The 26,233-nt window shown below is 53.4% G+C and carries 24 protein-coding genes; 16 read left to right on the top strand and 8 right to left on the bottom strand.

The window, feature by feature from the left end; all coding sequences use genetic code 11:
* Positions 1-102 precede the first annotated feature (102 nt).
* The gene (locus LGT44_RS09215) at positions 103-585 is read left to right on the top strand and encodes a DUF4442 domain-containing protein (RefSeq protein ID WP_225691682.1); all 483 of its coding nucleotides are present in this window, start codon (positions 103-105) and stop codon (positions 583-585) included.
* Positions 586-663: 78 nt separating this feature from the next.
* Positions 664-996: a hypothetical protein gene (locus tag LGT44_RS09210; protein WP_145469371.1), complete on the top strand. Its 333-nt coding sequence runs from the start codon at positions 664-666 to the stop codon at positions 994-996.
* A 4-nt stretch (positions 997-1,000) separates the two neighbouring features.
* Here the strand turns inward: LGT44_RS09210 and LGT44_RS09205 are convergent, their stop codons facing one another.
* A complete protein-coding gene (locus tag LGT44_RS09205) occupies positions 1,001-1,939 on the bottom strand; it encodes a GGDEF domain-containing protein (protein ID WP_225691681.1) in 939 nt (312 codons plus the stop codon).
* A 276-nt stretch (positions 1,940-2,215) separates the two neighbouring features.
* On the opposite strand from LGT44_RS09205, the gene LGT44_RS09200 reads away from it, so the two are divergent.
* Genes LGT44_RS09200 through LGT44_RS09180 form a run of 5 tightly spaced genes read left to right on the top strand, consistent with a single transcriptional unit; the run spans position 2,216 to position 7,631 of the window.
* Complete coding sequence (locus tag LGT44_RS09200; protein ID WP_230330683.1) at positions 2,216-3,022, top strand: glucosaminidase domain-containing protein; 807 nt, start codon at positions 2,216-2,218, stop codon at positions 3,020-3,022.
* A 1-nt stretch (position 3,023) separates the two neighbouring features.
* The gene (locus LGT44_RS09195) at positions 3,024-3,398 is read left to right on the top strand and encodes a PilZ domain-containing protein (protein ID WP_186435938.1); all 375 of its coding nucleotides are present in this window, start codon (positions 3,024-3,026) and stop codon (positions 3,396-3,398) included.
* A gap of 35 nt (positions 3,399-3,433) precedes the next feature.
* Positions 3,434-4,618 (top strand): acetate/propionate family kinase, encoded by a 1,185-nt coding sequence (locus LGT44_RS09190; protein ID WP_230330684.1) that lies wholly within the window; start codon positions 3,434-3,436, stop codon positions 4,616-4,618.
* 7 nt (positions 4,619-4,625) lie between these two features.
* The gene (pta, locus tag LGT44_RS09185) at positions 4,626-6,743 is read left to right on the top strand and encodes a phosphate acetyltransferase (RefSeq protein ID WP_145469366.1); all 2,118 of its coding nucleotides are present in this window, start codon (positions 4,626-4,628) and stop codon (positions 6,741-6,743) included.
* Between the two features lie 3 nt (positions 6,744-6,746).
* A complete protein-coding gene (locus tag LGT44_RS09180; RefSeq protein WP_230330685.1) occupies positions 6,747-7,631 on the top strand; it encodes an acyltransferase in 885 nt (294 codons plus the stop codon).
* Between the two features lie 55 nt (positions 7,632-7,686).
* On the opposite strand, the gene LGT44_RS20150 is transcribed toward LGT44_RS09180, so the two are convergent.
* Complete coding sequence (locus LGT44_RS20150; RefSeq protein ID WP_225691677.1) at positions 7,687-8,937, bottom strand: GGDEF domain-containing protein; 1,251 nt, start codon at positions 8,935-8,937, stop codon at positions 7,687-7,689.
* Between the two features lie 138 nt (positions 8,938-9,075).
* Between LGT44_RS20150 and cysK the strand changes: the two genes are divergently transcribed.
* Both cysK and LGT44_RS09165 read left to right on the top strand, forming a co-directional pair.
* Positions 9,076-10,023: a cysteine synthase A gene (gene cysK, locus LGT44_RS09170; RefSeq protein WP_225691676.1), complete on the top strand. Its 948-nt coding sequence runs from the start codon at positions 9,076-9,078 to the stop codon at positions 10,021-10,023.
* A gap of 28 nt (positions 10,024-10,051) precedes the next feature.
* Positions 10,052-10,651 (top strand): alpha-ketoglutarate-dependent dioxygenase AlkB family protein, encoded by a 600-nt coding sequence (locus LGT44_RS09165; protein ID WP_230330686.1) that lies wholly within the window; start codon positions 10,052-10,054, stop codon positions 10,649-10,651.
* Here the strand turns inward: LGT44_RS09165 and LGT44_RS09160 are convergent.
* Together LGT44_RS09160 and LGT44_RS09155 are read right to left on the bottom strand one after the other, a co-directional pair.
* Positions 10,648-11,664, bottom strand: a complete 1,017-nt coding sequence (locus LGT44_RS09160; protein ID WP_225691674.1) for a hypothetical protein — start codon at positions 11,662-11,664, stop codon at positions 10,648-10,650. The two genes, LGT44_RS09165 and LGT44_RS09160, sit on opposite strands and share 4 nt — an antisense overlap.
* A gap of 6 nt (positions 11,665-11,670) precedes the next feature.
* Complete coding sequence (locus LGT44_RS09155; protein WP_225691673.1) at positions 11,671-12,537, bottom strand: cation diffusion facilitator family transporter; 867 nt, start codon at positions 12,535-12,537, stop codon at positions 11,671-11,673.
* A gap of 178 nt (positions 12,538-12,715) precedes the next feature.
* Here LGT44_RS09155 and LGT44_RS09150 point away from each other — a divergent pair, with 178 nt between their 5' ends.
* Both LGT44_RS09150 and LGT44_RS09145 read left to right on the top strand, forming a co-directional pair.
* The gene (locus tag LGT44_RS09150) at positions 12,716-13,573 is read left to right on the top strand and encodes a response regulator (RefSeq protein WP_230330687.1); all 858 of its coding nucleotides are present in this window, start codon (positions 12,716-12,718) and stop codon (positions 13,571-13,573) included.
* 151 nt (positions 13,574-13,724) lie between these two features.
* On the top strand, positions 13,725-14,522 hold the full coding sequence (locus tag LGT44_RS09145; RefSeq protein ID WP_230330688.1) for a tetratricopeptide repeat protein: 798 nt from the start codon (positions 13,725-13,727) through the stop codon (positions 14,520-14,522).
* Positions 14,523-14,585: 63 nt separating this feature from the next.
* Here LGT44_RS09145 and LGT44_RS09140 read toward each other — a convergent pair whose 3' ends face one another.
* Together LGT44_RS09140 and LGT44_RS09135 are read right to left on the bottom strand one after the other, a co-directional pair.
* Entirely contained in the window at positions 14,586-15,689 is a 1,104-nt protein-coding gene (locus LGT44_RS09140) for a hypothetical protein (RefSeq protein WP_230330689.1), read from the bottom strand.
* Complete coding sequence (locus LGT44_RS09135) at positions 15,686-16,861, bottom strand: 1-acyl-sn-glycerol-3-phosphate acyltransferase (RefSeq protein ID WP_145469356.1); 1,176 nt, start codon at positions 16,859-16,861, stop codon at positions 15,686-15,688. The genes LGT44_RS09140 and LGT44_RS09135 overlap by 4 nt, the downstream gene beginning before the upstream one ends.
* A 154-nt stretch (positions 16,862-17,015) precedes the next feature.
* On the opposite strand from LGT44_RS09135, the gene LGT44_RS09130 reads away from it, so the two are divergent.
* Entirely contained in the window at positions 17,016-17,420 is a 405-nt protein-coding gene (locus LGT44_RS09130; RefSeq protein WP_145469355.1) for a non-structural maintenance of chromosomes element 1 family protein, read from the top strand.
* Here LGT44_RS09130 and LGT44_RS09125 read toward each other — a convergent pair.
* Positions 17,402-19,453: a response regulator gene (locus LGT44_RS09125; protein ID WP_230330690.1), complete on the bottom strand. Its 2,052-nt coding sequence runs from the start codon at positions 19,451-19,453 to the stop codon at positions 17,402-17,404. The genes LGT44_RS09130 and LGT44_RS09125 overlap by 19 nt on opposite strands.
* Before the next feature lie 47 nt (positions 19,454-19,500).
* Positions 19,501-20,043, bottom strand: a complete 543-nt coding sequence (locus LGT44_RS09120; protein WP_145469353.1) for a helix-turn-helix domain-containing protein — start codon at positions 20,041-20,043, stop codon at positions 19,501-19,503.
* Between the two features lie 193 nt (positions 20,044-20,236).
* On the opposite strand from LGT44_RS09120, the gene LGT44_RS09115 reads away from it, so the two are divergent.
* The 4 genes from LGT44_RS09115 (at position 20,237) to LGT44_RS09100 (ending at position 26,195) form a co-directional block, all read left to right on the top strand.
* Positions 20,237-22,081, top strand: coding sequence for an EAL domain-containing response regulator (locus LGT44_RS09115; RefSeq protein ID WP_230330691.1), 1,845 nt, complete (start codon positions 20,237-20,239; stop codon positions 22,079-22,081).
* Between the two features lie 92 nt (positions 22,082-22,173).
* A complete protein-coding gene (locus tag LGT44_RS09110) occupies positions 22,174-22,434 on the top strand; it encodes a hypothetical protein (protein WP_145469351.1) in 261 nt (86 codons plus the stop codon).
* A 9-nt stretch (positions 22,435-22,443) separates the two neighbouring features.
* Positions 22,444-25,290 (top strand): insulinase family protein, encoded by a 2,847-nt coding sequence (locus tag LGT44_RS09105; protein WP_230330692.1) that lies wholly within the window; start codon positions 22,444-22,446, stop codon positions 25,288-25,290.
* A 134-nt stretch (positions 25,291-25,424) separates the two neighbouring features.
* A complete protein-coding gene (locus LGT44_RS09100; protein WP_230330693.1) occupies positions 25,425-26,195 on the top strand; it encodes an SDR family oxidoreductase in 771 nt (256 codons plus the stop codon).
* Positions 26,196-26,233 lie beyond the last annotated feature (38 nt).

Raw genomic sequence — 26,233 nt, 5'->3', positions numbered from 1 at the left:
TTAAGATAATCAGGGGCCTGCGGGCTCCTTTTTATTTCTGTCTTTTCCGCATCAGCCACAACCGCTAGACTGCGCGGCCGCCAATAATGCCGTGAGAAAGTTATGATTAAAAAATTCACCCAGTGGCTGACCTCTGCATCCGGTTTACGCCGCATCCTTAATGTTTACGGGCCTTATCTCGGCGCGGGTGTCAAAGTCCGCTATCTGGCCAAAGACTTCCGCGAAGCCAAAGTCGAAATGAAGCTGCGCTGGTTTAACCGTAACTATGTTGGCACCCACTTTGGCGGCAGCCTGTTCTCTATGATTGACCCGTTTTACATGCTGTTGCTGATGAACAGTCTCGGCCGCGATTACATCGTTTGGGATGCCAGCGCTGAAATTGATTTTATAAAACCCGGGCGCGGTATTGTCAGTGCACATTTTCTGGTAACCGATGCCATGCTGGCCGAAATCCGCGATAAAACCGCGAACGGTGAAAAATTTCTGCCGACCTATGAAGTACACATTGTCGATGCCGACGGCGAACTGGTCGCCCGCGCGCGTAAAACCCTGTATATCCGCCGCAAGCCTGCCCGTAGTCACTGATCAACCGCACCTGTACGGCATGATATCGACGGTCTGCTACGCTTAAAGCAGTCACCATCAATGTTGTACAGGAGCCTTATGTCCACCATGACCATCAGTCAGGCCAGCGAACTGATCTGGGACCTGATTCAGACACTGGAAGATGCCTATTGGGAAGCCAGCAACTGCGAAGAAAAAGATCAGGTCTTTAACCTGATGCAGCTGCTGAATGCAGAATATATGGAATTGCTGAAAATCAGCATTCAGGATCATCATTACGAATATGAAGTCATCAGCACCGGACTGGTTTCACTGCAGCAGGCACTGGAAGATTTCCAACGGATTGCGCTGCAGAAAACCCGGCGTCAGAGTACCTCGTCGCGCCTCAGCGCTCTGCTGAATAAACTGAGTGCCAATTTAAGCAGTAACTGAACGATCAGTGTTCCAGCAATTGGCGCACCAGCGCCAGATTCACCGTTTCACTGAATTGATTACGCCCGGCTGATTTGGCGGCATAAAGCGCCTCATCGGCAGCCGCCAATAACAGCTCATGGCTTTCATCGGCCTGGGGTTCGCACCAGGCCAGACCAATACTCACGGTCACATACTGACTCACCGCAGATGCTGCATGAGCAATCGCCAGCCCGGCGATAGCAGCCTGCAAACGCTGGGCAACCACGGCCATCCCCTCAAAGTGAACAGACGGCAGAACCAGTGCAAACTCTTCGCCGCCGTAACGGGCCACCAGATCCCGTGGCCGCTGTACCGTTTTCTGCAGACACTGCGCCACCTGAGTCAGGCAACGGTCACCCTGCGGGTGGCCGTAATGGTCGTTAAAGCTTTTAAAGTGATCAATATCCACCATCATCAGGCCGATATTACCGCCTTCCCGTTGCGCCCGGCGCCACTCCGCACAAAGAAATTCGTCCAGATACCGGCGGTTGGCAATCTGTGTCAGACCATCCGTCACCGACAAGGCTTCCAGCCGTTTGCATTGTGCCCGCTGGGCCAGCTGTTTTTTTATCCGGGTCAGTGCCAGCAACGGATTCAGCGGCTTACGCAGGTAATCAGCAACCCCTGCCATAAGCGCTTCTGTTTCCAGAACCTCATCAGCGCTACCCAACAGCAGAATATCGCAATGACGGGTTTGCGGGTGATTATGCCAACGGCGGCAAAAGGCCGGGAGATCTTCTTCCAGCAAGCCCTGTTCAAGAATCAGCAGATCCGGTATCTGCGAAGGCTCATCCAGCCAGTCATAAAGCTGTGCGCGATTGATCGCTCCGGTCACACAGACTTCCGCAGCCAGCAAATCCCCCAGCTGAGCCTGGAGAGCAAGGGTTTCAGCAGCAATGATGACCAATGGCTGACTGGACATAGAATCGGCTTCCTGAATATTCCATAGACAGCGCACTCCAGCGTATTTGGTGCGCCTTTATTGCTTTATCGGCAAGAATACACCAAAGCGCATAAGCGGTAACAAAAAATCACTGGACTGTGAATATAAGACAATATTCTGACTCGGATGCCTTTCAATTGTGTCAATCAGTAAGACAGTTCGTTGCCGACGTTTCTTCACGCTCCGGTACTGGGGGGAATGCGTTAAATTCGCTAAACTTAGACGAAGCTTTCTTAAAAAAAATCAGTTTCTTACATGCCAAAGTACTTAGCATTTATCATCATTCTGGGATTAGCCGGCTGTTGCCGGGAAGACACCCCGCAACCAGACAATGACGTCCGCAGTGCCAGCGTGCAGATACAGCCGCTGCCTGACTTCAGCAGTTACCAGAACGTTAAAGAAAAGAAAAACGCATTCTTCTCTTACCTGTTGCCGTTAATTGAAGAGGCCAATACACGGGTGCTGGCCGAGCGTCAGATCGTGGAGAAGTGGTATCTGGCGCCTGACGAATTAACCGAACGTGACCGGGCAACCTTGCAGGAACTGCTGATCAAATACCGCGTGAATACCGACGACGAAGATGAGCAGAAAGCATTGCTGCTACTGCGGGTCAACACCATTCCGCCATCACTGGTACTGGCTCAGGCCGCCAACGAATCCGCCTGGGGCACTTCGCGCTTTGCTCAGGAAGGCAACAATCTGTTTGGGCAGTGGTGTTTCCGCGAGGGTTGTGGTCTGGTGCCTGAAGCCCGTGGCGGCAGTTCGCGTCATGAAGTACGCGCCTTTGAATCACCACTGGAATCAGTCGAAAGCTATATGCGCAACCTGAACAGCCACCCGCGCTACCGTGAGCTGCGCGAGTTGCGTGAACAGGAAATCGAGCAGCGGGGCTACGCCAGTGGCGAAACCCTGACCGAAGGCCTGCATGGCTACTCAACCCGTGGTCAGGAGTATATTGACGAAATTCGTAATATGATCGAACACAATAAACTGAACCGCTATGACCAGCAGCCTCTGCAGGAAAACCTTCCCGCCGAGCAGCAACCAGTCCCCAGGGGGTAATGTGCAAGCCAATGAACGACGTTTCCGTCAACGCTATGATGCCTCTCCGCTGAAGCTGGAAATCCGCATGCTGAATTTGTTTGGCCGGCCGAAAAAAGCCCATATGGCCATTGCCCGCGATTTTGCCATCGGCGGTATTGCCATTATTTCGCCACTGAAAATGAAGGTCGGTAAACGGCTGCTGATCAGCATCGAAAGCCGTGACCACCGTCTGCAAGCCATTCCCGCCGTGATTATTCGTGCTGAAGCCTCAGGAGGCGATTACCTCTACGCGCTGAAATTTGCGATGGGGCAATTGCCGGAGGTTGCCAGTCGTGGGGCTTACACCGTTCTGCAACGTCTGGAAGTTAGCCTGAAATCCGTCAGCCCGGCCTGAGCCGGGCATACATCGATAAAAGCAAGGAATCTGCTGTGAACCAATCTGTACTTGTCATCAATTGTGGCAGCTCATCCATTAAGTTTGCTCTGTACGCCAATCCCGATGAATCCGCGCCATTGCTGACTGCACTGGCCGAGCGCCTGAATGAACACCAGCCCAGCATCCGTATTCAGGGCGCTATTGAATATCAGGGTGACCTGCCCGCAGATTCCGGCCATAAAGCCGCACTGCTGAGTTTTATTGAGCGCTGTGGTTCAGTGCTGCAAAATCTTCAGGGCATCGGCCACCGGGTTGTGCATGGCGGTGAACTGTTTCATGCCAGCACCATCATTGATGACGAGCAGCAGCAGCGCCTAGCCACACTGTCCCCCCTGGCACCACTGCATAATCCAATCAATCTGCTTGGGCTTGAGCTGTGCCGCGAGCTGTTTGCCGGCGTGCCACAGGTCGCCGTATTTGACACTGCCTTCCATCAGACCCTGAGCGAGTCGGCTTACCTGTATGGCGTGCCTTACGAGTGGTATGAGCAGGATGCGGTGCGCCGTTATGGCTTCCACGGCACCAGCTACCGCTATGTCACGCAGGAAACCGCCCGCCGCCTGAAAAAAGCCCCTGAAGACTGCAACCTGCTGATTGCCCATCTGGGGAATGGTTGCAGCGCCGCCGCCGTGCTCTGCGGCCGTTCGGTCGACAGCTCCATGGGCCTGACCCCCCTGGAAGGCCTGGTGATGGGATCACGCTGTGGCGACATTGACCCAGGCCTGATTGAACATATGCAGCGCAGCCGTAATCTGTCGCTGGAGCAGATCATGCACGAGCTTAACCGTAACAGTGGCCTCAAAGGTTTGTCTGGTTTAAGTAACGATATGCGCACCCTGCTCGCCGCCGAGGCCGAAGGCCATGAAGGCGCGCACCGCGCAATCCAGGTATTCTGTTTCCGCGTTGCCCGTCAGTTTTCCGCTTTGGCAACCTCTCTGCCAACCATTGATGCCGTGGTCTTTACCGGCGGTATCGGCGAACATGCCGCACCGGTACGCCAGCGTATTCTGGCCGCCTGGCGCCTGATGAACTTCCGTCTCGACAGCGAACTGAACCGTTGTCACGGCGATGAAAACGGACGCATCAGTCAGCCCGGTTCACCGCTGGTTCTGGTGGTACCAACCTCAGAAGAGCGCATGATTGCCCTCGACACTTACCAACTGATTGCTGCGAACTGAACCTCTGATGATCAATATTTTTATTGCCCCAACCGGGCTGGAAAGCGGACTCACCACCATCAGCCTCGGTCTGATCCGCGCATTGGATGCGCAGGGTCTGAAGGTTGGCTTTGTTAAGCCGGTTGCTCCGGGCTACGCCGCCAGCGAACGTTCAAGCCATCTGGTGCGCACCGTACTGCACCTGACAACCCCTGATCCGATGCATCTGAATCTGGTACAGCAACGTATCAGCGACGGCATGCTCGACCGTGTACTGGAAGACGTAATCGCCCTGCACGATGAAGTCAGCCGCGACTGCGATGTGGTACTGATCGAAGGGCTGGTGCCTGACCGCAGCGAACCCTACACCGCCAAACTCAACGCCGAGATGGCGAAAGCCCTGAATGCGGAAGTGATTCTGGTGGCCAGTGGCCGTAACCGCAGTCCCGCCCAGATACAATCGGAGCTGAAGCTGCAGGTTGGTATTTTTGGCGGCTCTCAGGCCAATCTGATGGGCTGCATTATCAACAAAGCAGGTAAAGCACCCGCTCAGCAGGTCATTCCCTCCGGCGAACTGATGTCTCAGGACGCAGGGGTCAGCCAACAGGAACAGGATGCTTTCTGGCAGCTCAGCATGAAGCAATGTCCGGTACTGGGCGTTATCCCCTGGAAAGCCGAACTGGTCAGTCCACGCATACTGGATATTGCCCGAGCTCTGGATACTCAGACCCTGCACGAAGGCGAACCTGACCGGCGCGTACTGCGCATTGCCCTCTGTGCCCGCACACTGGGCAATATGGTGGATGTCCTGCGTCCCGGCACGCTGATCGTAACCCCAGGCGACCGCGACGATATTATTGTGGCTGCAGCCATGGCCGTCAGCAGCGGTATTCCGCTGGCCGGACTGCTGCTGACCAGCGGACTTCAACCCGGCGAACAGGTTATTAACCTCTGCCGCCCGGCACTGCAGACCGGTATTCCGGTACTGCAGACCCGCATGGATACCTTTACCACTGCCCAGCAACTGACGCAGATGGATACTCACGTATCCATTGATGACGTTGACCGGGTACAACACATCATGACCACCGTTGCCGAGCACCTGAATATTCCGGTACTGATGGAACGTCTGGGCCAGCCCCATGCTTCACGCCTCAGCCCGGCGGCCTTCCGCTATCAGATTGTTGCCAAAGCGCGTGCCGCACAAAAGCGTATCGTACTGCCTGAAGGCGAAGAGCCACGTACCATTCAGGCGGCGGCAATCTGCCAGCAACGCGGTATCGCCCAGTGTGTGCTGCTCGGTGATCCGGAACGTATCCACCAGATCGCCCAGGCCAATGAGGTGGAGCTGCCGGAAGGTCTGCAGATTATTGAACCGGCCAGCGTACGTGCCCGCTATGTACCCGGCATGGTCGAATTACGCAAACACAAGCAGCTGACCGAACCTATGGCGCTGGCGCAGCTGGAAGATAACGTGGTGCTCGGCACGATGATGCTGGCGCTGGATGAAGTGGATGGTCTGGTATCCGGCGCAATTCATACCACTGCCAACACCATCCGTCCGGCACTGCAGCTGATTAAGACAGCGCCCGGCGCCAAGCTGGTATCTTCCGTCTTTTTTATGGGACTGCCGGATCAGGTACTGGTTTACGGTGACTGTGCAGTCAACCCTGATCCGGATGCTGAGGAGCTGGCCGATATCGCCATGCAGAGTGCCGACTCTGCCATTGCCATGGGCATTCCCGCACGCATTGCCATGCTCAGCTACAGCACCGGTAAATCCGGCAGCGGCGCCGATGTGGAAAAAGTGCGCGCGGCCACCGAACTGGTACGCCAGCAGCGCCCTGAATTGCTGATTGACGGGCCCTTGCAGTACGATGCAGCTACCACGGCGAGTGTGGCGCGCAGTAAAGCGCCGGACAGCCCGGTCGCAGGGCAGGCAACCGTACTGGTATTCCCGGATCTGAATACGGGCAATACCACCTATAAAGCGGTACAGCGCAGCGCCAATGTCATCAGCATCGGACCAATGCTGCAGGGCCTGGCCAAGCCGGTAAACGATTTGTCCCGTGGCGCACTGATTGAAGATATTGTTTACACCATCGCTCTCACCGCGATTCAGTCACAACAAAATAAAGGAAAATAATAAATGCTTGCGGTTATTACCGGTGTTATTGCCAGCCTGCTGTTGTTTATCAACATCGTGTTCTGGTGCTCCCTGCTGTTTATCTTCACCTTTGTAAAAATCATTATTCCCGTGCCATTGGTACGCAAAGGCGTTACCGCGATTCTGACCGCCATTGCCAATGCCTGGGTCAGCTGTAACTCCGGCTGGATGATGCTGACACAGAAAATGAACTGGAATATTCAGCGGCCGGTAAGTCTGGATAAAAAGGGATGGTATTTCGTTATCAGCAACCATCAGAGCTGGGTAGATATTATCGTGCTGCAACATGCGCTGAACGGCCGCATTCCGTTGCTGAAGTTTTTTCTTAAGCAGGAACTGATCCGCGTTCCGGTAATGGGCGCGGCCTGGTGGGCACTGGATTTCCCGTTTATGAAACGCTACAGCAAAGCGTATCTGGAAAAGCATCCGGAAAAACGCGGACAGGATCTGGCGACAACCCGTAAAGCCTGTGCAAAATTCCGCGAAATGCCGACCAGCGTGATGAATTTTCTCGAAGGTACGCGCTTTACTCAGCGTAAACACGACGATCAGGACTCTCAGTTTCAGCATCTGCTCAAACCCAAAGCCGGTGGTATGGCCTTCGCCATGAATGCGATGGGTAACCAGTTCCGCTCAATTCTGGACGTAACCATTCACTATCCGGATGGAATTCCGACGTTCTGGGACTTTTTACAGGGAAAGATGCAGCGTTGTACTGTGATTATTAACGAAAAGCCGATCCCGGAAGAATTGCTGGATGGTGACTACGAAAATGACGACACCTACCGCCTGCACTTCCAGCAATGGGTACAGCAGCTGTGGGAAGAAAAAGACCAGCAACTGAGCGCTCGGCATAACGCCAGCTGAGTGCACCTTGCTATGCCGGTTAAATAATCGCCGGTAAGGGAATCAGCAGACAGGCTCAGGCCGCAACCACCGAGTTGCGGCCCTGATCTTTAGCCTGATACAACATCCGGTCGGCGATACGCAACAAATCGTCACTGCTGTTTTCCGCCGTTGGAATCATACTTGCCACGCCGGCGCTGATGGTTGCCACAGAAAACTCTGAGGCTTCATGGCGGATACCAAGAGCAACAATACTTTCACGGATTTTTTCAGCCATATAAGCCGCTTCACCCAGCGCTGTATCCGGCAGAATAATAATAAATTCCTCTCCGCCATACCGGGCACAAAGATCACCAGGCCGCTGGCAGAATGAAGCCATATTACGGGCAATATCGTACAAGCAGCGATCCCCCTGCTGATGGCCATAACGGTCGTTATAATCTTTGAAATTATCGATATCGATCATAATCAGGGCCAACGGCCGTTGCGCACGCAGGCAGCGGCGCCATTCGCTGGCCAGACACTCTTCCAGATAACGGCGATTGGCTATGCCGGTCAGGCTGTCAGTGGTCGACAGCAGATGCAGTCGCCGGGTCAGGTATTGCAAGCGCTCTGCTTCCAGCGCCAGTAAGCGGTTTTTCATATAATCGCTGCGCGCAGAAGACTCTATGGCATAAGCCAGATAAGCCCCCATACCGATCAACAACAGCCAGAACAGTACAAACAGTGGCATAAAAATATCAACGATGGCCCCCAGCTCAGCACTGAGCTCCGGTGCATCACTGATCAGCAGCATCATTACGTAACAACTCAGCAGCGATACCGAAACAATCAGCATAGAGCGGTAACTCAACCGCAGCGCCACCAGAGTAAATACCTGAATAGGTATCAGCCCGAGATGGTAAGCATATTTCAGGGCATCAGGAATCAGCTGAATAAAAAAGATAACCGACAGCCCCGCAATAAAAATTCCGCTGGCGGCAATGGTCATCATGTGAGTAGCAAAACGGGAGCGGGGAATCCACCACAGCAAAGCAAACATGGAAATCGTAATCAGCAGGCGGCAGGCAAAAATCAGCCCGGCGTTATCCCCGCCCAGATAAAAGTCCGACCAGGTAAAGCCGAGGTAAAACAGCAGGCCAGCAATGATAATTTTCTGATCGATTTCCAGAAAACGCTGATTACGGAATTCCAGATAACGTTGTTCAAGGCGGCCAGGGAAGCGTAAATGATGACGGCCCTGTTCGAGGATGCCAGAGAGGATATTGATCTGCTCCTCTACTCGCTTTAAGGTGTCACTGTCTTGCTGACTGCTGATGTTTGGCACCGGTTCTCCCACACCCGCCTGCTGGTGTTGACAGAATCCACCAGAACACGGCAAAGCTGAAGTTATTTTTTGTGACATAAGACACGCTATCTCCATTTTAGACAATATCCTGACACGTCCATGTTCATGCGAGGTTCTATGAAGGTTTTTGAAGATATCAGCCAATCCATCGGAAATACGCCGCTGGTACGCATTCGCCATCTGACTGATCACCCGGCAATCTATGCCAAGCTGGAAAACCGTAATCCGGCGCATTCCGTTAAATGTCGCATTGGTGCCAATATGATCTGGCAGGCCGAGCAGGATGGGCTACTCAAACCGGGAATGGAAATCGTTGAGCCAACCAGTGGGAACACCGGTATCGCTCTGGCGTTTGTCGGAGCAGCCCGCGGCTACAAAATTACCCTCACCATGCCGGAAACCATGAGTATGGAACGCCGTAAGGTGATGATGGCTCTGGGCGCTAATCTGGTGCTTACCGAAGGCGCCAAGGGTATGAAAGGTGCAGTTGAGGCCGCAGAAAAACTGGTCGCCGAAGCACCGGAGCAGCGCATTATGCTGCAACAGTTCAATAACCCGGCCAACCCGGCCATCCACGAAAAAACTACCGGCCCGGAAATCTGGAATGATACCGATGGCCAGGTGGATGTTGTGGTTGCAGGTGTCGGCACCGGCGGTACCATCAGCGGCATCTCGCGCTTTATCAAACAACATAAAGCCATCACGTCGGTGGCGGTAGAGCCCTCAGCCTCTCCGATCATTACCCAGACACTGGCCGGCGAAGCCATCAGTCCTGGTCCTCATAAAATTCAGGGAATCGGTGCCAACTTTATTCCCGGCAACCTTGACCTGAGCATGATTGACCGTGTTGAGCAGGTTGATAATGACGCTGCCATGGCCATGGCCCATGAGCTGATGTCAAAAGAAGGTATTCTGGCCGGTATATCCTGTGGAGCAGCCATGGTGGCCGCACTGCGCCTGGCGCAGGAGGATGCCTTTAAAGATAAGAAAATCGTCGTTATTTTACCGGACTCCGGTGAACGCTATCTCACTTCACCATTGTTTGAAGGTTTCTTTGACAAGTAACCCGGCGGCACCCATATGGCGGCTCCGCATGGAGTCGCCCGACCTATTGCTCGACGGTTTGCTGCACTACCACCCCGCTCTGCTGGAGCCTGAACAGGCAAACACCCTGTATCAGCAATTGCAGCATGAAATTCCCTGGCAACAGGGCCGCGTTTTTATTTACGGACGCGAGCACATTATTCCGCGTTTACAGGCCTGGCACGGTGATCCCGGCATCTGTTACACCTATTCCGGGAAAACCCTGCACGCAGATCCCTGGACACCAACACTGCAGATTCTTTGTCAGCAACTGAACCAGCTAACCGGATTACAGCTGAATGCCGTGCTGTGCAACCTGTACCGCGACGGTCAGGATTGTATGGGCTGGCATGCTGACGATGAGCAGGAATTGGGCGAAAATCCGCGGATTTTGTCACTCAGTCTGGGCGCAGAGCGGGATTTTGCCTTACGCCGTAAAGGCAGCAGCCGTCAATCGGGAATCCTGCCACTGGCCAGCGGCAGCCTGCTGGATATGCAACCCGGTATGCAGAGACACTGGCAGCACAGCCTGCCCAAGCGCGCACGCATCCGGCAGCCACGTATCAACCTTACTTTCCGCACGATTTATCCGCTTGAGCCCGTGATTTAATCGCGGGCAATCACAGATTCCAGACGGAACATAATAACCGGGGTCGTGCCATAGTCTTTGTCACGATGCCAGATAAATTCCGGTGCCACCTCAGCAAATACCCAATTGCTGTATACCTGACGGCGATAACGAACACCGGCATGATAGGAATAAAAAGTTGTATCAAATTCGCTGTCGCCACTGGCCCCGGCCACAAAACCCAGAGCCGCTTTACTGCTCAGTTCATGATAGAGCCCGGCGTCATACGAAAGCTTAAAATATTCATCATTCAGTTGATAACCGGCCTTGGCATTAATGCGGAATAACTTCTCCGTATTTAATGGATAATCCATCTGCAGACGGGTTTCCTCTCCCCAGCCATCGAGAGAGAAATAAAACAGTGTCTGTGTCGCTTTCAGTTCCCACTCGGATAAATAGGCATAGCGCCGGGCGCGGAAACGCACAAAAGGATTAGGCGGAACGCCCCAGCGGATTCCGGCATCCACGTTGGTTTTCCATTGATCGGATTCGCGCACAATAAAACGCAGCGCCGCCGTGTAATTCACGTTTTCAACACTCTCTATCGGGTCCGCTTCGCGGTTATCTTCATCTTCCGAATCGAGCAGTAAATTCAGCCGTTCATTGGTATGCGGCAATACCAGTTTTACACTCAGGCCGAATTTATAATCCACCGGGTCACCTAAAACCCGCCGGGTATAAAACGACAGCTTGGCGCGGCTGCCCTTAACATCATCGTCCGTAATTTCTTCACTGAAAAAAGAGTCAACAAAGAACGTATCAATATTACCGGACAACCGGTTCAGATAACCGGCCAACCAGTCCTTTGAACGATCCAGCATCGCCGGATCAACCGTAGTCTGAGCGGTATAAGGAGGCTCTTCAGCAACAGGAACCGTTACGACCGGTGCGATCAGTTGCTCACTGTCACCTTGCAGAAAGGGTTCCGGACTGAGCGCCGATGCTGACACGGAAAGTGCCAGTCCCAGCAATACCAGCCATCCCCGCCAGATCATCTGCGTTCAGACCGGATCGTGGTGAATAATAATTTCGGCACGGGGAAAACGTTCCAGAATGCGTTTCTCAACGCGATCCCCGATAGCATGTGCGGACTTCAGCGGTTGCAGCGCATCCAGCTCCAGATGAAATTGAATAAACTGCAGCGCCCCTGCTTGCCGTGTACGTAAATCATGAAACCCACGCACGCCTTCACAGCTGTTAATCAACGCTTTCAGCTCGGCCTCATCCTCATCCGGCATGGCTTGATCCATCAGCACCTGCAGCGCTTCTTTGACAATGCCGTACACGCTGTAAAACAACACACCGGCAATAGCCAGCGCCACAACCGGGTCAAACCAGTATTGCTGCCAGTAAGCTGCTATTAACGCCATAATAACCGCCACGTTGGTCAGAATATCACCGTAATAATGGGCAGAGTCGGCTTTAATCGCCAGCGATCCGGTCTGACGGAAAACCCAGCGCTGATACAGCACAAGGCCGATAGTGGCGAACATCGAAAACGTCATGACACCGATGCTCTCTCCCAAAGCAGTCAGCGGTTGGGGGTTAAGCAGACGATCAAATACGTGTAATAACAGCACCACCGCCGAGCCCAGAATAAAGGCCGACTGAATCAGCGCCGCCAGACCTTCAGCTTTACTGTGCCCGAACGGATGATCATCATCCGCCGGCATCAGCGCATAACGTACGGCAAAAAAATTCACCAGTGATGCTGCAATATCCATTAAAGAATCGAGCATAGATGACAACACACTGGCGGAATCACTGATAACCCAGGCGAAAACTTTAGCTAACAACAGGGTCACAGCAACCAGAACCGATGCGCTGGACGCACGTTTAATCAAGACAGCATGAGAAGTCACAGTCATTACAGATTCATTAACAGTAAACACAGGATTATGCCAGATTGGCCTGGGCAGATCAGACTTTTTAGCGCGAAAAGTGGTAATTTGCCACAAACTGAAACAGGATGGCGCCTGCGCCTATTGACCCATCAGAGGCATCTTGGTCTTATTATCGGCCGGACTGTCCAGAACGAGCCAAATCATGACCATAAAAAATGCTCTAGTCGTTGATGATTCCAAATCCGCCCGCATGATGCTGCAGCGCCTGCTGGGTAAAATTAATGTACAGGCCGATGCCGTCGACAGTGCCGAAGCGGCGCTCAGTTTTCTCGAAAGCCGCCAGCCTGACGTCATCTTTATGGATCATATGATGCCGGGTATGGATGGTCTGGAAGCAACCCAGCTGATTAAATCCAATCCCCGTACGGCTACCATTCCGACCATTATGTATACCTCCAAAGAGGGGCAGGAATATCAGGAAATGGCTTTGTCTCACGGAGCTCATGGTGTTCTGGCCAAGCCCGCCAGCCATGAAGCCGTTATGGCCGTCATTCAGTCTCTGGATGAGCCGGCCGCCAATGATGAGCAAAAATCTCAGCCCCCGGCCATTGCACTGGTTGAAATTGATAAGCTCGTACAAAAGCACCTGCGTAATGCTATTGCTGAAGCCAAAGCAGAAATCAGTGCCGGTCTGGATGCCACGACACAACAACTGCAAACCCACCAGACCCATCAACTGGATCTGATTCAGGCGCGTATGCATCAGCAACAGGAACGCTGGCAACTGGAAGTTAATAAGACGCTGACAGAACAGGCGTTATTTCAGAAAACCCGGGTAATGAATCAGCGCCTCGCCGTTACGGTTGCCGACAAACTGGACAAGAAAAATGCTGACGACCTGATCGCCATCATGAAAACCAGCCAGACAGCACTGGAAGCAACACTCGCCACTACCCGCAGCGAATTACAGAAAGAGCTGCAAAAAACAGCCATCAAGGCTGCCACCGCTGGTGCAGTTATTGGTGCTCTGGCCGGAATTACTGCTGCATTTTTCCTCTGATTACCATCTTGCCAAAGCCCGCCAGCCGGGCTTTTCATACCCTGGTCATAAATAACCAGTATATGGCCTGACTATACCTTTCCATTCCGAAGGGTGCTGATTACACTAGCCGCTCTCACCAGACTCTAAAAATATGATCAGGGATACGATAATGATCAAAGCCATACTGACAGCGGCAACGGTTGCCATACTGACCGGCTGTGCAGCAGCAACACCTCTGCTTATTGCTGAAGCAGGTGGCCACCAGGTGGCCCGCTACGATGAAAATATAAAAGTCCGTGCAGCAGCAGCGTTGCAGGAAGAGCCAGACCTGCTCACCTTTTCTGTACAGGCCATCAGCCGCGGCAAAACTGAACAGGCCGCCAGCACCTATATGAAAGGCTACAGCGATCCTGACTACAGCAGTAACATGAAATCGCTGGCGATTTATCAGGTGGCCTTACTCTACATGAACCGCTACAACGATCAGCGCGATGACCAGAAAGCACTGGCCTACCTTAAACAGCACCGGATTGAATTTCCTGACTCACGTCTGAAAGAAAAAGTAATCAAGCGTATTCAGGTTATTGAAGCCCGCCAGAATGAACCGGTACAGCTATCGGCCACACAACTGCTGAAACAGGTTGATCGCAGTAAACTGCTGAAAACGGACAACACACCGTTTGACGCTGAACTCACTCCGATGAGCGAGCGGGCGATTACCGAAGCCCGGGTTGCCGATGCTGAAGCGGTTTATCTGATTCTCTACGATAACAAAGCTTCGTCAGCTGAAATGCGGGCCAAATCCCTGTACCAGCTGGGTCTGATCTATATGAGTCCATATAATCAGGCCGGCAATAATAAGAAAGCACTGGCCTACTTCCGTAAGATTGTGCAGGAATTCCCGCACGTATCTGTTGCTCCACGGGCCAACCAGCGCATCAGCGAACTGATTAACCGCCAGGATTAATGGTATTTACTGATAATAAAAAAGGCCCTGAATAAGGGCCTTTTTTATGGTTAAACCACCACGTCAGAATGACCAGGTAACATCCTTTTCATCTGCGACACACTCTTTGAAATCAGCCAGCACATCATCGTGACAAATAATTTCCTGCAACAGAATCTGCTCGCCATCGACATATCCTTTCAGCAATAACCACTGGTCATCATCAATATAGTTATCCAGATTAGCGCACAGCGAATTACTGCTGCAGTTCATATTCGCGGTGCCATCGTAACCGGTAATAACCCCCGCATTATTCGCCGCCAGCGCACTGCCACGCAGAATAAATTTAAACGGATAAGTACTGTTGGCTTTATCATCCGGGCTGCTGTCGTTTTCCTTCAGTACCGCTTTACTGATGCTGCCGCCCGAGGACAGGGTTTTGACCACTTTCAGATCATATTGTTTACCCCAGACCGGAGTGAAATTACTGATATCACCAGAGAGCTGTAACAACGAGAAATCGTCAGAACTGTTTACCCGATACAGCAGACACATTGCAGCCTCAGCCAGACCACACTCTGACTGAAAGTGTGCCACCGTCCAGCTGACCGTGCTTTCTCCGGAACAATCGCTGGAAAAATCCTTTTCACTGGCACTGCACAACAGAGAGGTCAGGGTTACGGCACCGGCACTGGCTGTGAATTCCAGCTGCAAAGCATATTGCGCATCCACGGCACTTTTAATCTGCGCACAATAGCTGCCACAGGCAAAAGTAATTTCATCACCCAGAGACCAGGTCGTGTCATTCTGGGGAGTGAGCACTCCGGCGCGACTGTACAGGGTTAAAGCGAAGGCTTCATCAGCAGGATTAACCGCCGTGGTAGTTTTTACCGCGCGGAATTCATAAGCGCTGTCTTTACCGCTGCTGTTAAAACTGGTGTTCACAGTAACGCTGTAGCGGTTGCCCCAGACAAAGCTGCTGAAGCCAGTAAACGGAAGGTCGGCGGTTTTCCAGCTGTCGGTAGTTTTTTCACGCACCCGGAAGCACAGCTTGCTGTCATCCTTATCACACTGCACTTTGTAATAATCCACCAGCAGTGTTTCTTCCTTATCTGTCCACTCCCGCCCTAATTCCGGACAACCGGTCAGAGTCAGGCAGGCCAGAGCCGGGATCCATAATGTTTTCATTCAATGCTTCCTGATTGCGGTTCACTTGTGCTTACCGCTGCCATTTTCTGTAATAACGGTGCGGCATAGGTCTGCAAAAGGCGTTTACGGACCGGACGGTCCAAGCCCTGCAAGCGCAGCAGCAGCTGTTCATGTGTTGCAGTGACCACATCACCACATACAAGTTCGGTTGCCAGCGAAAATTCCTGCTGCAACAAATTCAGAGCCGATTGCTGCACCGGAAGGATCTCACACATTTGTTGCAACTGCAGGTCAATAGCAGCAGCCATCGTATCGGCCGAAACCAGTTCTTCAGTGTTCAACGGCCGGCCAAAATCGACATAAATACGCCCCTTGGCCCCGGTCAGCCCCAGCAGGATGCTGCGCGTATCTTCATCATCGCTTTTTTCATAACGGCCGGTTTCTGCACGGGTAACCAGCTCCTGTGCTTTCTGAACATCACAGGGGTCCCATTCATACTGAATAGACACCGGCACCGGACACATGGCTGTCATCGTCGCGGTAAAATCCTCACCGCGCTCACGGCCATTAAGCGCCAGCATTTTAAGTACCGCAGTATCGGTTCTGTCGATGCCATCTTTGGCGCGCCCTTCGCGCTGGGCAATCCAGACGGAATGACCGCTCTCAAGCGAGCTGCGGATATAGGCAGATAACTTTTGTAATTCACGCAGTTTTTCACGTTTATTGGCAATGCTGCGTTTAACCACAAAACTTTTGTTAAGACGCATAATATCGGCAACATCCGGGTGCCCCAGAAGATTATCGCCAATCGCAATCCGGCTGGTCGGCCAGCCGGCGTGATGCAGACTGTAATTAATCAGAGTTGGATCCATCGCAATGTCTTTGTGGTTGGAAATCCACAGATAGCTTTTGTCCGCCGATAAATGTTCCAGCCCCCGGACCACAATTTCATCGGTTGATTTTTCCAACAGCCCCGCAATCCACGGAGCCAGCCAACGCTGAAAGGCTTCAACGGTCTGAATATGTGCAGTACGACGGCGCAGATACCAGCCAGCCAGAGGCAACAATGCCTGTCTGAGCCAGGAAGGCAACGCGGGAAAACGATATTTAACCAATGCGTGCTGCAGAGTTCTGGCGTGAGTCAGACGCTGAATAACACGCCTGACTTCATCGTCATGATAGGGGCGGATATCGGAATATAGATCCTGCATGTAGTCTCACTGTTATCGGGGCAAAAATAAAACCAATCCACCCGCTGATCGTGGCTGGCACACCAGATCGCCAACCCATTGGCTTGTTAAGAATTCGGGCGGATTAGTATATCCTATCGTCCCCTGCTTAAGATAACGACCAAGGTTAAAGCAAATGATTGATGAATGGGTGCCATCGACCGAAGGTTCGGCCAAGATCAGCGCGTCAGAGTTACAACAATGTCTGGCAGTAACAGCGCTCATGGCCGGCGACAGCTCCCAGGCTGAGCAACAGCTGGGTGAAGATACCGTTAAAACGCTGCGTTCCCATATACAACTCACCGAGGAGCAGTGGCAGCCGGCTCTGGAAACCTTCAGTGCAGATGAGCTGTTTCAGCTGGCAACCTTTTTTACGCTGGCAGAAATGAAGTTCAGTGGCTGGCAGTGCGGCGCTAAGAACCCGGCAATCTGGATTTTCCGCACCCTGAAAAGGAATGGTCAGCTGCCGGAAAAAGACGCAATCCGTCATCTGAAGAGCCTGACCGATAACCGCTACATACCTTATGGCAGCGCACTCTGATCCGGATAGAGAAAACCACATAACGCCTGACGCAACTCCTCCAGGCGGATGGGTTTTGATAAATAACCATTCATCCCGGCTTGTTTACAGGCCGCTTTCTGTTCAGCCATAACATCCGCCGATAATGCAATAACAGGAATCTGCCGGCGTTGCGCCAGGCTGCGTATCTGCCTCGTTGCCTCCAGCCCATCCATAACCGGCATATGGCAATCCATCAGCACCAGATCGAACTCTTTTTGGCGGTACAGTTCAACCGCCTCCTGCCCATTAGCCGCAAGCGTGACCTCACAACCCAGCCGGACCAGCATCTGGGTAGCGACTTTCTGATTCACAATATTATCTTCGGCCAGCAGTATACGGATGCCCTGTAACTGCCCCGGGTCGGGTGAATGTTCCTGTAACTGACGGCCGAAGCGGGTAATCAATTGATGGTTATTGTTTTCATCAAACAAGCGCAACAAGAGCTGCTGTAAGTGCTCCTGGCTGATCGGCCAGTCCCAGAATGCATTAATCCCCTGTGCCAGCAAATCCGCTTCCGGCACCGGCACGTTGTCTGCAGCCGTTACCGCAAGGCGGGTGCCCCCCTCGCTCAGACTGGCGGTAACTCCGTCCCGATAAAGGCTAAACAAACGATAAGGCAGAACCAGAATATCGGGTCTGGCATCTTTCAGGGCATCAAGCAGATCTTCAGCAACAGAAAACTCTCTGACCGTTATACCCAGCCGGCGTACGACCGATACCAGTAATGCACGATTAATCCGGGCCTCATCACAGACCCAGAGCGTGCCGCTATGAATATTGGTATTTGGCTGATGCTGGCCTGATGGCAGATCACTGGCCGCAATCGTCAGATTGAGATCAAGCCAGAAGTTTGACCCCAGCCCAGGCGAGCTGATCACCCCGACCTTGCCATGCATCAGCGTCGCCAGACGACGGCAAATGCTTAAACCAAGCCCGGTACCACCGACCAGCGTTGACAGACGCCCATGCGCGACACTGTATTCATCAAACAACTGCAGAGCCCGGTCTGCGGCGATACCAATACCGGAGTCCTCTACCGAGAAACGCAGCAACACCTGGCTGAACTGACGCCGGACCACAACCAGCCGCAGCAGAACATGGCCCTGCTCGGTAAACTTCAGTGCATTAGTGAGATAATTCATCAGAATCTGGCGGATTCTGATGGCATCACCAATGACATAGTGCGGCACCGAATCCTCTACAAAGAACTGCAAACTCAGGTTTTTTTCCCGCGCTCTGGCGCTCATCATGGCAATCAGGCTGTCGATCATTTCACGGATATTGAAACTTTCTTCTTCAATCGTGAGCTTATCGGCGTCAATTTTGGAAATGTCGAGAATATCGTTAACGATAGTCAGCAGGTGTTCTGAAGATGATTGAATAATACGCACAAAGCCCATTTGCTCAGATGACAAAGGTGTTTGCTCAAGTAAGGAAACCATACCCAGCAGCCCGGTCATCGGCGTACGGATTTCATGGCTCATACTGGCCAGAAAGCGGCTTTTGGCCACATTCGCTTCTTCTGCCTGTTCTTTTTCTGCAGTCAGAATATCCCGCGCAAGCTTCTGCTCAGTAACATCGGTACTGATCACCAGCAAACTCTGCAAATCGCGGTATAAACTCAGCGGAATCAGCTGATTATGGAGATAGTTAATGCGGCCCTGCGGATCGCGCAGAGTAATATCAAAGGATTGAGGGGAGTGGCTCCTGATCGCAGCTTCCAGGCTCTGAGTAAACCGGATAGCCTGATCCTGCGGCAGAAAATCGACCGATGGCTTGCCGGCAACATCTTCCAGAGTAAAGCCATCAAACAGATGGTTAACATCCAGAATACGGCCTTCACGGTCAATTTCGGTGATAACGTCAGGCAGGTGTTGCCAGAGAATGCGGAAGCGCTGAGCCGAGGCAAGGTTTTCTTTTAACTCCCGCCGCAGACGCCAGCACCAGCTGGCCAGCCAGAGAACCAGTAAAACCAGCAGAAGCGTTAATCCCAGTAACGCAGAAAAAGTCATAGCTCCCTCTCCGGACAGGTCTCAGTCCTTTGTGACCCAGAGCTTCACTATGCAGCAGCGTCACCCGTCAGAAATGCCAACAGAGCTTGCTGATCCCTGGGCCACTGGTAACTGAGCCAGCCATCCTTTGCCGGTTTCTCCGGTTCGTGGCGACTGATCAGCAGATACAGGGTTTCACGGGATTCACTGTCGCGCATAAGGCGGGCAACCGAATCCTGAGCAGCTGCAGAATTTACAGCAATGGCTCCCGGCTGATGTTCGGCAATCAGGAAACCAAACTGAATCGGGTCGGTGGTCACCAACGGCTCCCAGCCTGCACGCCGGACAAAAGAAGCCACATCGGCGGAAAAATCTTCTGCATCAGCCAATAACACCAGCGTTCTTACTCCCAGCGATAAATCACCGGGCACCGGCATATTGTTGTCCTGCAGAAACGTAATAAAACTGCTCACCGGAATACGGTTATCTCCGCGCCCCGGCAGCTTATAGGCATCCAGGTGACCGCGTTCAATCCAGCGAATAACGGTGCGGAAATTCACGCCGCAGTATTTCGCCACTTCTCCGGTTGTTAAGGCCTGTTTTTCCCTCACAGCATTATCTCAAGTCAGCAACTACACTGGTTTCAGTATAGATAGCCTTTCGCCAATGCAAGGAGAAATGAGCAAATTGCGACATTCCCCTGCCTCACCCCGGGCAGAGCCATACATAAAGCAGAAGCAGGATGCTACAGTAGCTTTGGCTCAGGACAGACTCAGGCCATGTTAAACCGCCAGGAGAAAAAGAATGCAAAGGAACGTCTTACTCGTCGATGATGAGGCCGGCATTATTCAGGCCATCCGCCGTATGCTGCGTGCAGAGCCCTTTCATATCCACGAGGCCAACAGTGGCGATGAAGCCCTTGCCATCCTGCAGCGCTATGACATTGAATTGCTGATCACCGATTACAAAATGCCGGGAATGGATGGCCTGACCCTGTGCCGGAAAGCACGTGAAATTTCTCCCGCCACCTATCGCCTGCTGCTGTCTGGCCAGGTTGATTACAGCGCCCTGCGCAGCGCCTGGCAGCAAGGCGATGTTCACCGTTTTGTCGCCAAACCCTGGGACAATCTGTTACTCGGTATCGATATCAAAGAAGGTCTGAAGCAGCACGATTTACTGAAAAACCTACAGCAGGTCAGTCAGGCGGTACAGACCGAACAGGCAATGCTGCTGACTGACAACAACTGGATTGTACGCATGGCCAGCCCATTACTGTGCGAGGCCCTGCAATGTGAAGAAAGCGATCTGCTGGGTATTAATCTCTTTGCCCATGCGCTGTCCTCAATGCCCGTGACACTGGAAACCGACGTAACCCGTCAGGTAGAACAGCAGCAGACCTGGCTTGGCCACTTCAACCTTACCGGCCCACGGCAGCTGAACCTGCCAGCCTGGATGGCAATCACCCCGTTAGGCAGCCAGTACCGGTTGTGCTCCTGCAACTTTGTGACGTCCGACCAGTCTCCGCAACGCGATCTTAAAGACGAACTGCAGCGCTACTCCGGCGAGCACCACCTGCAACGCCTGCAACAGGCGGCAGACGGTGCGCGTACCGAGCCACAGCTGATGGTGGTCGCGCTGCCAGAAGAAGTAAGCCATAAAGATCTGTCATCCATCTGCTACGAGCGCCTGCAAGCCGCAACAGATGACCTTTACGAGATTTACTCACCACAACCACATACTTTTCTGATTCTGCTGCCGGCGTCGGTATCTGCGGAACAGATTGAACGGCTGAGCCAGAATATTCAGCAGGATTTCAATGAGAGCGTCAGTTTTCAGGGACAGCCAATTCTGCTGCAACCACAGATCAGCATCGAACAGAAACCCGCAGGTATCGCTCACTGGGATGACTGGCTGCGCCGCCGCCTGGGCCTGCCGGCGACCAGCGGAAAAGAACAACCGCGTACGACCACAACCACACCGGTTGCCGATCAACATCATGCCAGCAGCCAGTTCCGGGCCCTGCCGGTCTTTAACCAGCAGGGAACACTGACCGCACTGCAGGCTCCGGAAGCCAGTACCTACAATGAATCCGGCTGGGTTGCCTGGTTCAGAGCCATCGGCAATATCTGGCAGCAACACTTTGATCATGAGCTGCACATTATTATGCCTGCAGCTGAGCAACCACCAGCCAGTGTCAGGGCCTTTGTCAAAGCCCTTGCTGAAGCCCGTCAGCGCCTGCCCCTGCAATGCCATATCATCCTCGGCGAAGACTGCATTCTCAGCCAGAATGAAGCCGATCTTAACTGGCGTGACGAACTGCGCACCCAGCAGTGTCAGCTGTTTATTGCCAACTTCGGCCGCAGCTTCCTCAACTCCCGCCAGATACTGTCATTGCCGATTCAGGGCGTCAGTCTGGCTCCGGAATTCCTCATTCATATGCGCAACAGTAAGTCTCTGCCACAGAGCCGCCGTCTGCTGCAGCGCATTCACGATCATGAGCTGATCATTTACGCTCCCGGAATGGATAATACCGAAGCCCTGGCTTCGGCCCATCAGAGTAATGTCGACTGGTTATCCGGATCGGTATTATCGCGCGAGCTGAGCGCCGACCAGCTGCAATGGTTCTCGCCCAGCGCAGAACTGGGCTGAGTGAGGCAGAATTTTCTGCCAATCCGGGACCACCAGCGGGTTATTCAGAGGCTCCTTGGGTTATGATAGGCTCCTGTTAAAAGGAGCCCGTTGTGAATAAAGATCAAGCCTACCACCAGATTGCCCTCGCCTGCCTGAAAGCCCTGCGTACCCCAGCCGGTGCCAGCGCCGAAGACCCGGTCAAAGAGCTGTATTCTGTTATCGATAACGCCTTCGAAAGTCAGTTTGCCCTGTTGGTTGCGGAACTCGAAGACAGCAAGCACCGTCTCAACCAGATTCAACAGCTGGATCCGCAACGCCATACCCTGGCGGATGCGCAGGCCATCATTCATTACAACGGAACTGCACACTAGGGAGCAGGCATGTTATCGCCACGTTATTGGACGTTTTTATTCATCGTACTGGGCGCAATCGTATTTTCTATGATTAAGTTTTCCGCCGGACCCGAACTGATCGTCAGCCCGGCTGACACTTTTAATTACCGTTATCTGACTCTGGATAACGGTATGAAAGTGCTGCTGGTCAATACCCCCAATGCCGACAAAGCCGCTGCCGCCGTCAGCGTCGATGCCGGCAGTGGCGATGACCCCAAAGGCCGTGAAGGCCTGGCTCACTTCCTTGAGCACATGCTGTTCCTCGGTACCGAGCCTTTCCCGGAAGCCGGTGAATATCAGGCTTATATCAGCCGTCATGGCGGCAGCCATAACGCCTTTACTGCCCACAGCCAGACCACGTATTTTTTCGACATCGATAACAAAGCCTTAAGCGGTGCTCTGGATCGTTTCGCGCCGTTTTTTATCTCGCCAACCTTCGACGAAGCCTACGTTGAGCGTGAGAAAAACGCCGTTCATGCCGAATACAGCTCCAAGCTGAAAGACGATTTCCGCCGTATTTATTCCGCCGAAAAACAGGCGATGAATCCGGATCACCCGTACGCATCCTTTGCCACCGGTAATCTCGATACCCTGTCCGACCGTCCTGACAGCAAAACCCGCGACGAGTTACTGGCCTTCTACAACAGCCACTACTCTGCTGATCGCATGACTCTGGTACTGTCTGGTAAATACGAGCTGGATCAGCTGGAAGCCTGGGCAAAAAGTCATTTTTCTGCAGTGCCAAAGCGTCAGACCGTAGCTCATGTTGCTAATCCGCCCCTGTTTATTCAGGGCCAGTTACCACTGGATATGAACATTGAGCCGGTGAAAGAAATCCGCCGCCTGCAGTTCACCTTCCCGATGCCGGAAACCCAGTCGCTGTATGCCTATAAACCGGTACAGATTCTGTCAAACCTGATCGGCCACGAAGGTGAAGGCAGCCTGCTGGCGTTCCTGAAAGAGAAAGGCTGGGCCGAAGGTCTGAGCGCTGGTCGCTCACTCAGCACTCAGGACGAAACCACACTGGTGGTGCAGATTCAGCTGACCAAACTGGGCCTGCTGTATACCGAAAACATTACCCAGGCGCTGATGCATTACATCGACCTGCTGAAGCAACAGCCGCTGCCGCAATACCTGCTTACCGAGCAGCAGCAACTGAGCGACCTGTCATTCCGCTTCCAGGAACAGAGCCGCATCAGTGATTACGTGGTACGCCTGAGCAGCAACATGCTGGTGTATCCGGCTGAAGACATTATCTACGGCGATTACCGCTGGCAGCCAATCAGCCAGCAACAGCTGCAGCCTTATCTGGATGCGTTATCCGCCAACAACATGCTGCGCACCCTGATCGCCCCACAGATTGCCACCGAAACCATCGACCCATGGTACGGCACCGCAATCCGCATCCGTCCCGGCGATTATCGCGCCGGTGCGGTGACCACCGAGGGTCTGGCAAGCCTGACCCTGCCGGCACCGAATCCGTTTATTCCGACCGACTTTACCCTGCACGCAGACAGCACCCAGGCGACTCCGGAAAAACTGATCAGCGAACCCGGCCGTCTGCTGTGGTATTACCCGGAGCATGAATTCGCCATGCCGAAAGCCCGGGTGATGGTGCAGCTGCAACAGGCCAGCGTTCAGAATTCCGCGCGTCAGCGGGTACTGGCGCAGCTGTACAGCCGCACCGTTAACGAAGCGCTGAACACCTACAGCTATCCGGCCTATCTGGCGGGGCTGAATTACAGCCTCAATGCCTCCGGCCGAGGTCTGGAACTGGCACTGGGTGGTTATCAGCACAAGCTGCCGGAACTGCTGAAGCGCGTTCTCAGCGAAATGAACAGCATCAACCTGAGTGAAGAAGACTTCGGCCGCTACAAAGCCTCGCTGCAGCGTACTCTGGAAAATCAGCTGAAGAACAAGCCGTTTGAACGTGAACTGGCGGTGCTGAAAAACTGGCTGTACGAACCAAGCTTCGATCAGGCCGATCTGCTGCAGGCCTTGGCCGCAGTCAGCCGTGAAGACGTTATGCAATACGCCACCACCTTCAAGAACGAACTGGCCGTGCAGATGTATGTTCATGGTCAGCTGAGCAAAGCTCAGGCACAGGAGCTGGCCGCCATTGTTGACGCTCAGTATCCGGCCAAAGCCGCTCAGGTCGCTCTGCCACAACTGCTGCAGATTCCGGCCGGCCAGTACCAGAAAAACCTGACACTGGATCACCAGGACACCGCCATCGTGCTCTATGTACAGGGCCAGGAAGGCAGCGACCGCAACCGTGCACGCTACGCGCTGCTGGGTCAGATTCTCAGTGCGCCTTACTACCAGACCATGCGCACCGAACAGCAGCTGGGTTATATCGTGTTTGCCACGCCATTCCCGCAGCAGACCATTCCGGGCCTGGCCTTTATCGTGCAGTCACCGGAAGCGTCCCCACAGGCGATTCTCGACAGCAGCCTGAGCTTTTTCAGCAACTTCGAACAGCAGCTGGGCAGCATGTCGGAGGAAGAATTTAACTCCTACCGTCAGGGCCTGAGCACACTGTTGCTGGAGAAGCCGAAAAACATGGCGGAAAAAGTTGCCCGCTTCTGGCGTGATATTGAAGTGCAGCGCTACAGCTTCGACACCAACGAAGCCATCGCCGCCGAGGTTAAAACCCTGAGCCAGGATGAAGTCCGTGCTCTCTACCAGAATGCCATTCTGGAACGTGGCAAGCCCTGGCTGCTGCTGACCCAGGGCGGCGCAGTACAGGACTGGCCAGCGCTCGACAGCCTGCAACGCGAACAGCTGTCACGCTTTACGCTGCAGCCTGCCGGTCTGGCAGACAGCGCTCAGTAAGCCTTTACTGATTTAAAAGCCCGCCATGATCTGTGACATTGCGGGCTTTTTTATGTCTGGCGTACTTTACCCTTTACCTGTCAGACGATAATCGCGAGTCTGACGCTCTGGTTCTTTTTACTGAGTAAAGCCACATGATGAAAAATGCCTTTATCACCGGTGCCGCCTCCGGCATTGGCCGCGCCACAGCCGAAACCCTGTACGCTCAGGGCTGGAGTCTGGGTCTGGCGGATATTAACGAACAGGCATTAAAGGAAATGACCCTGGGCTGGGATGAGCAGCGCGTACACTGCTACGCCCTCGATGTGACCAAGCCAGAGCAGTGTGCCGCGGTGATCGGTGAGTTTGCCGCGCAGCATGACAAACAGCTGCGCCTGCTGTTCAACTCCGCCGGTATTCTGCAGATTGACCGTTTTGAAGACGTCAGCAGCCAGCGCCACCAGCAGATTTTCGATATTAATGTGATGGGCACAATCCACTGCTGTCAGGCCGCCTTCCCCTACCTGCGTCATACCAGCGGCGCTCAGGTGATCAACATGAGTTCTGCCTCGGCGACCTATGGCATTCCGCGGCTGGCCAGTTATTCCGCCTCCAAATTTGCCATCAGCGGCCTGACAGAAGCGCTGGAGCTGGAATGGGAAGAGTACGGCATCCGCGTCTGCGATGTGATGCCGCCTTTTGTCAGCACACCGATGCTGAATGAACAGGCCTCCGGCGCTCCGGTTCTGGATAAACTCGGTGTGCATCTGAACGCCGAGGATGTCGCACGAACCATTCTGCAGCAGATAGAACAGCCTAAGACCCACCGCGCCGTCAGTCTGCAATTTGCCCTGACCTACGCCGCCAGCCAGCTGCTGCCACGGGCGGTTACCCGCGCCATTATCCGCTTTCTGAATAAAGGCTGAGTCGCCGCTGCGCCCGGGATTTCCGGGCGTTTTTTATT

This window comes from Thalassolituus alkanivorans (assembly GCF_020447205.1).
Taxonomy (GTDB): domain Bacteria; phylum Pseudomonadota; class Gammaproteobacteria; order Pseudomonadales; family Oceanobacteraceae; genus Venatoribacter; species Venatoribacter alkanivorans.
The sequence above is the reverse complement of the archived record's forward strand: the minus strand, read 5'-3'. Positions and strand labels throughout refer to the sequence as shown.

Coding starts and splice junctions, on each gene's coding strand:
- LGT44_RS09130 (WP_145469355.1), top strand. CDS start 17,016: ATGATTGATGAATGGGTGCCATCGACCGAAGGTTCGGCCAAGATCAGC.
- LGT44_RS09105 (WP_230330692.1), top strand. CDS start 22,444: ATGTTATCGCCACGTTATTGGACGTTTTTATTCATCGTACTGGGCGCA.
- cysK (WP_225691676.1), top strand. CDS start 9,076: ATGAAGGTTTTTGAAGATATCAGCCAATCCATCGGAAATACGCCGCTG.
- LGT44_RS09210 (WP_145469371.1), top strand. CDS start 664: ATGTCCACCATGACCATCAGTCAGGCCAGCGAACTGATCTGGGACCTG.
- LGT44_RS09135 (WP_145469356.1), bottom strand. CDS start 16,861: ATGCAGGATCTATATTCCGATATCCGCCCCTATCATGACGATGAAGTC.
- LGT44_RS09160 (WP_225691674.1), bottom strand. CDS start 11,664: ATGATCTGGCGGGGATGGCTGGTATTGCTGGGACTGGCACTTTCCGTG.
- LGT44_RS09165 (WP_230330686.1), top strand. CDS start 10,052: ATGGAGTCGCCCGACCTATTGCTCGACGGTTTGCTGCACTACCACCCC.
- LGT44_RS09150 (WP_230330687.1), top strand. CDS start 12,716: ATGACCATAAAAAATGCTCTAGTCGTTGATGATTCCAAATCCGCCCGC.
- LGT44_RS09215 (WP_225691682.1), top strand. CDS start 103: ATGATTAAAAAATTCACCCAGTGGCTGACCTCTGCATCCGGTTTACGC.
- LGT44_RS09145 (WP_230330688.1), top strand. CDS start 13,725: ATGATCAAAGCCATACTGACAGCGGCAACGGTTGCCATACTGACCGGC.
- LGT44_RS09180 (WP_230330685.1), top strand. CDS start 6,747: ATGCTTGCGGTTATTACCGGTGTTATTGCCAGCCTGCTGTTGTTTATC.
- LGT44_RS09140 (WP_230330689.1), bottom strand. CDS start 15,689: ATGAAAACATTATGGATCCCGGCTCTGGCCTGCCTGACTCTGACCGGT.
- LGT44_RS09155 (WP_225691673.1), bottom strand. CDS start 12,537: ATGACTGTGACTTCTCATGCTGTCTTGATTAAACGTGCGTCCAGCGCA.
- pta (WP_145469366.1), top strand. CDS start 4,626: ATGATCAATATTTTTATTGCCCCAACCGGGCTGGAAAGCGGACTCACC.
- LGT44_RS09125 (WP_230330690.1), bottom strand. CDS start 19,453: ATGACTTTTTCTGCGTTACTGGGATTAACGCTTCTGCTGGTTTTACTG.
- LGT44_RS09200 (WP_230330683.1), top strand. CDS start 2,216: ATGCCAAAGTACTTAGCATTTATCATCATTCTGGGATTAGCCGGCTGT.
- LGT44_RS09205 (WP_225691681.1), bottom strand. CDS start 1,939: ATGTCCAGTCAGCCATTGGTCATCATTGCTGCTGAAACCCTTGCTCTC.
- LGT44_RS09100 (WP_230330693.1), top strand. CDS start 25,425: ATGATGAAAAATGCCTTTATCACCGGTGCCGCCTCCGGCATTGGCCGC.
- LGT44_RS09115 (WP_230330691.1), top strand. CDS start 20,237: ATGCAAAGGAACGTCTTACTCGTCGATGATGAGGCCGGCATTATTCAG.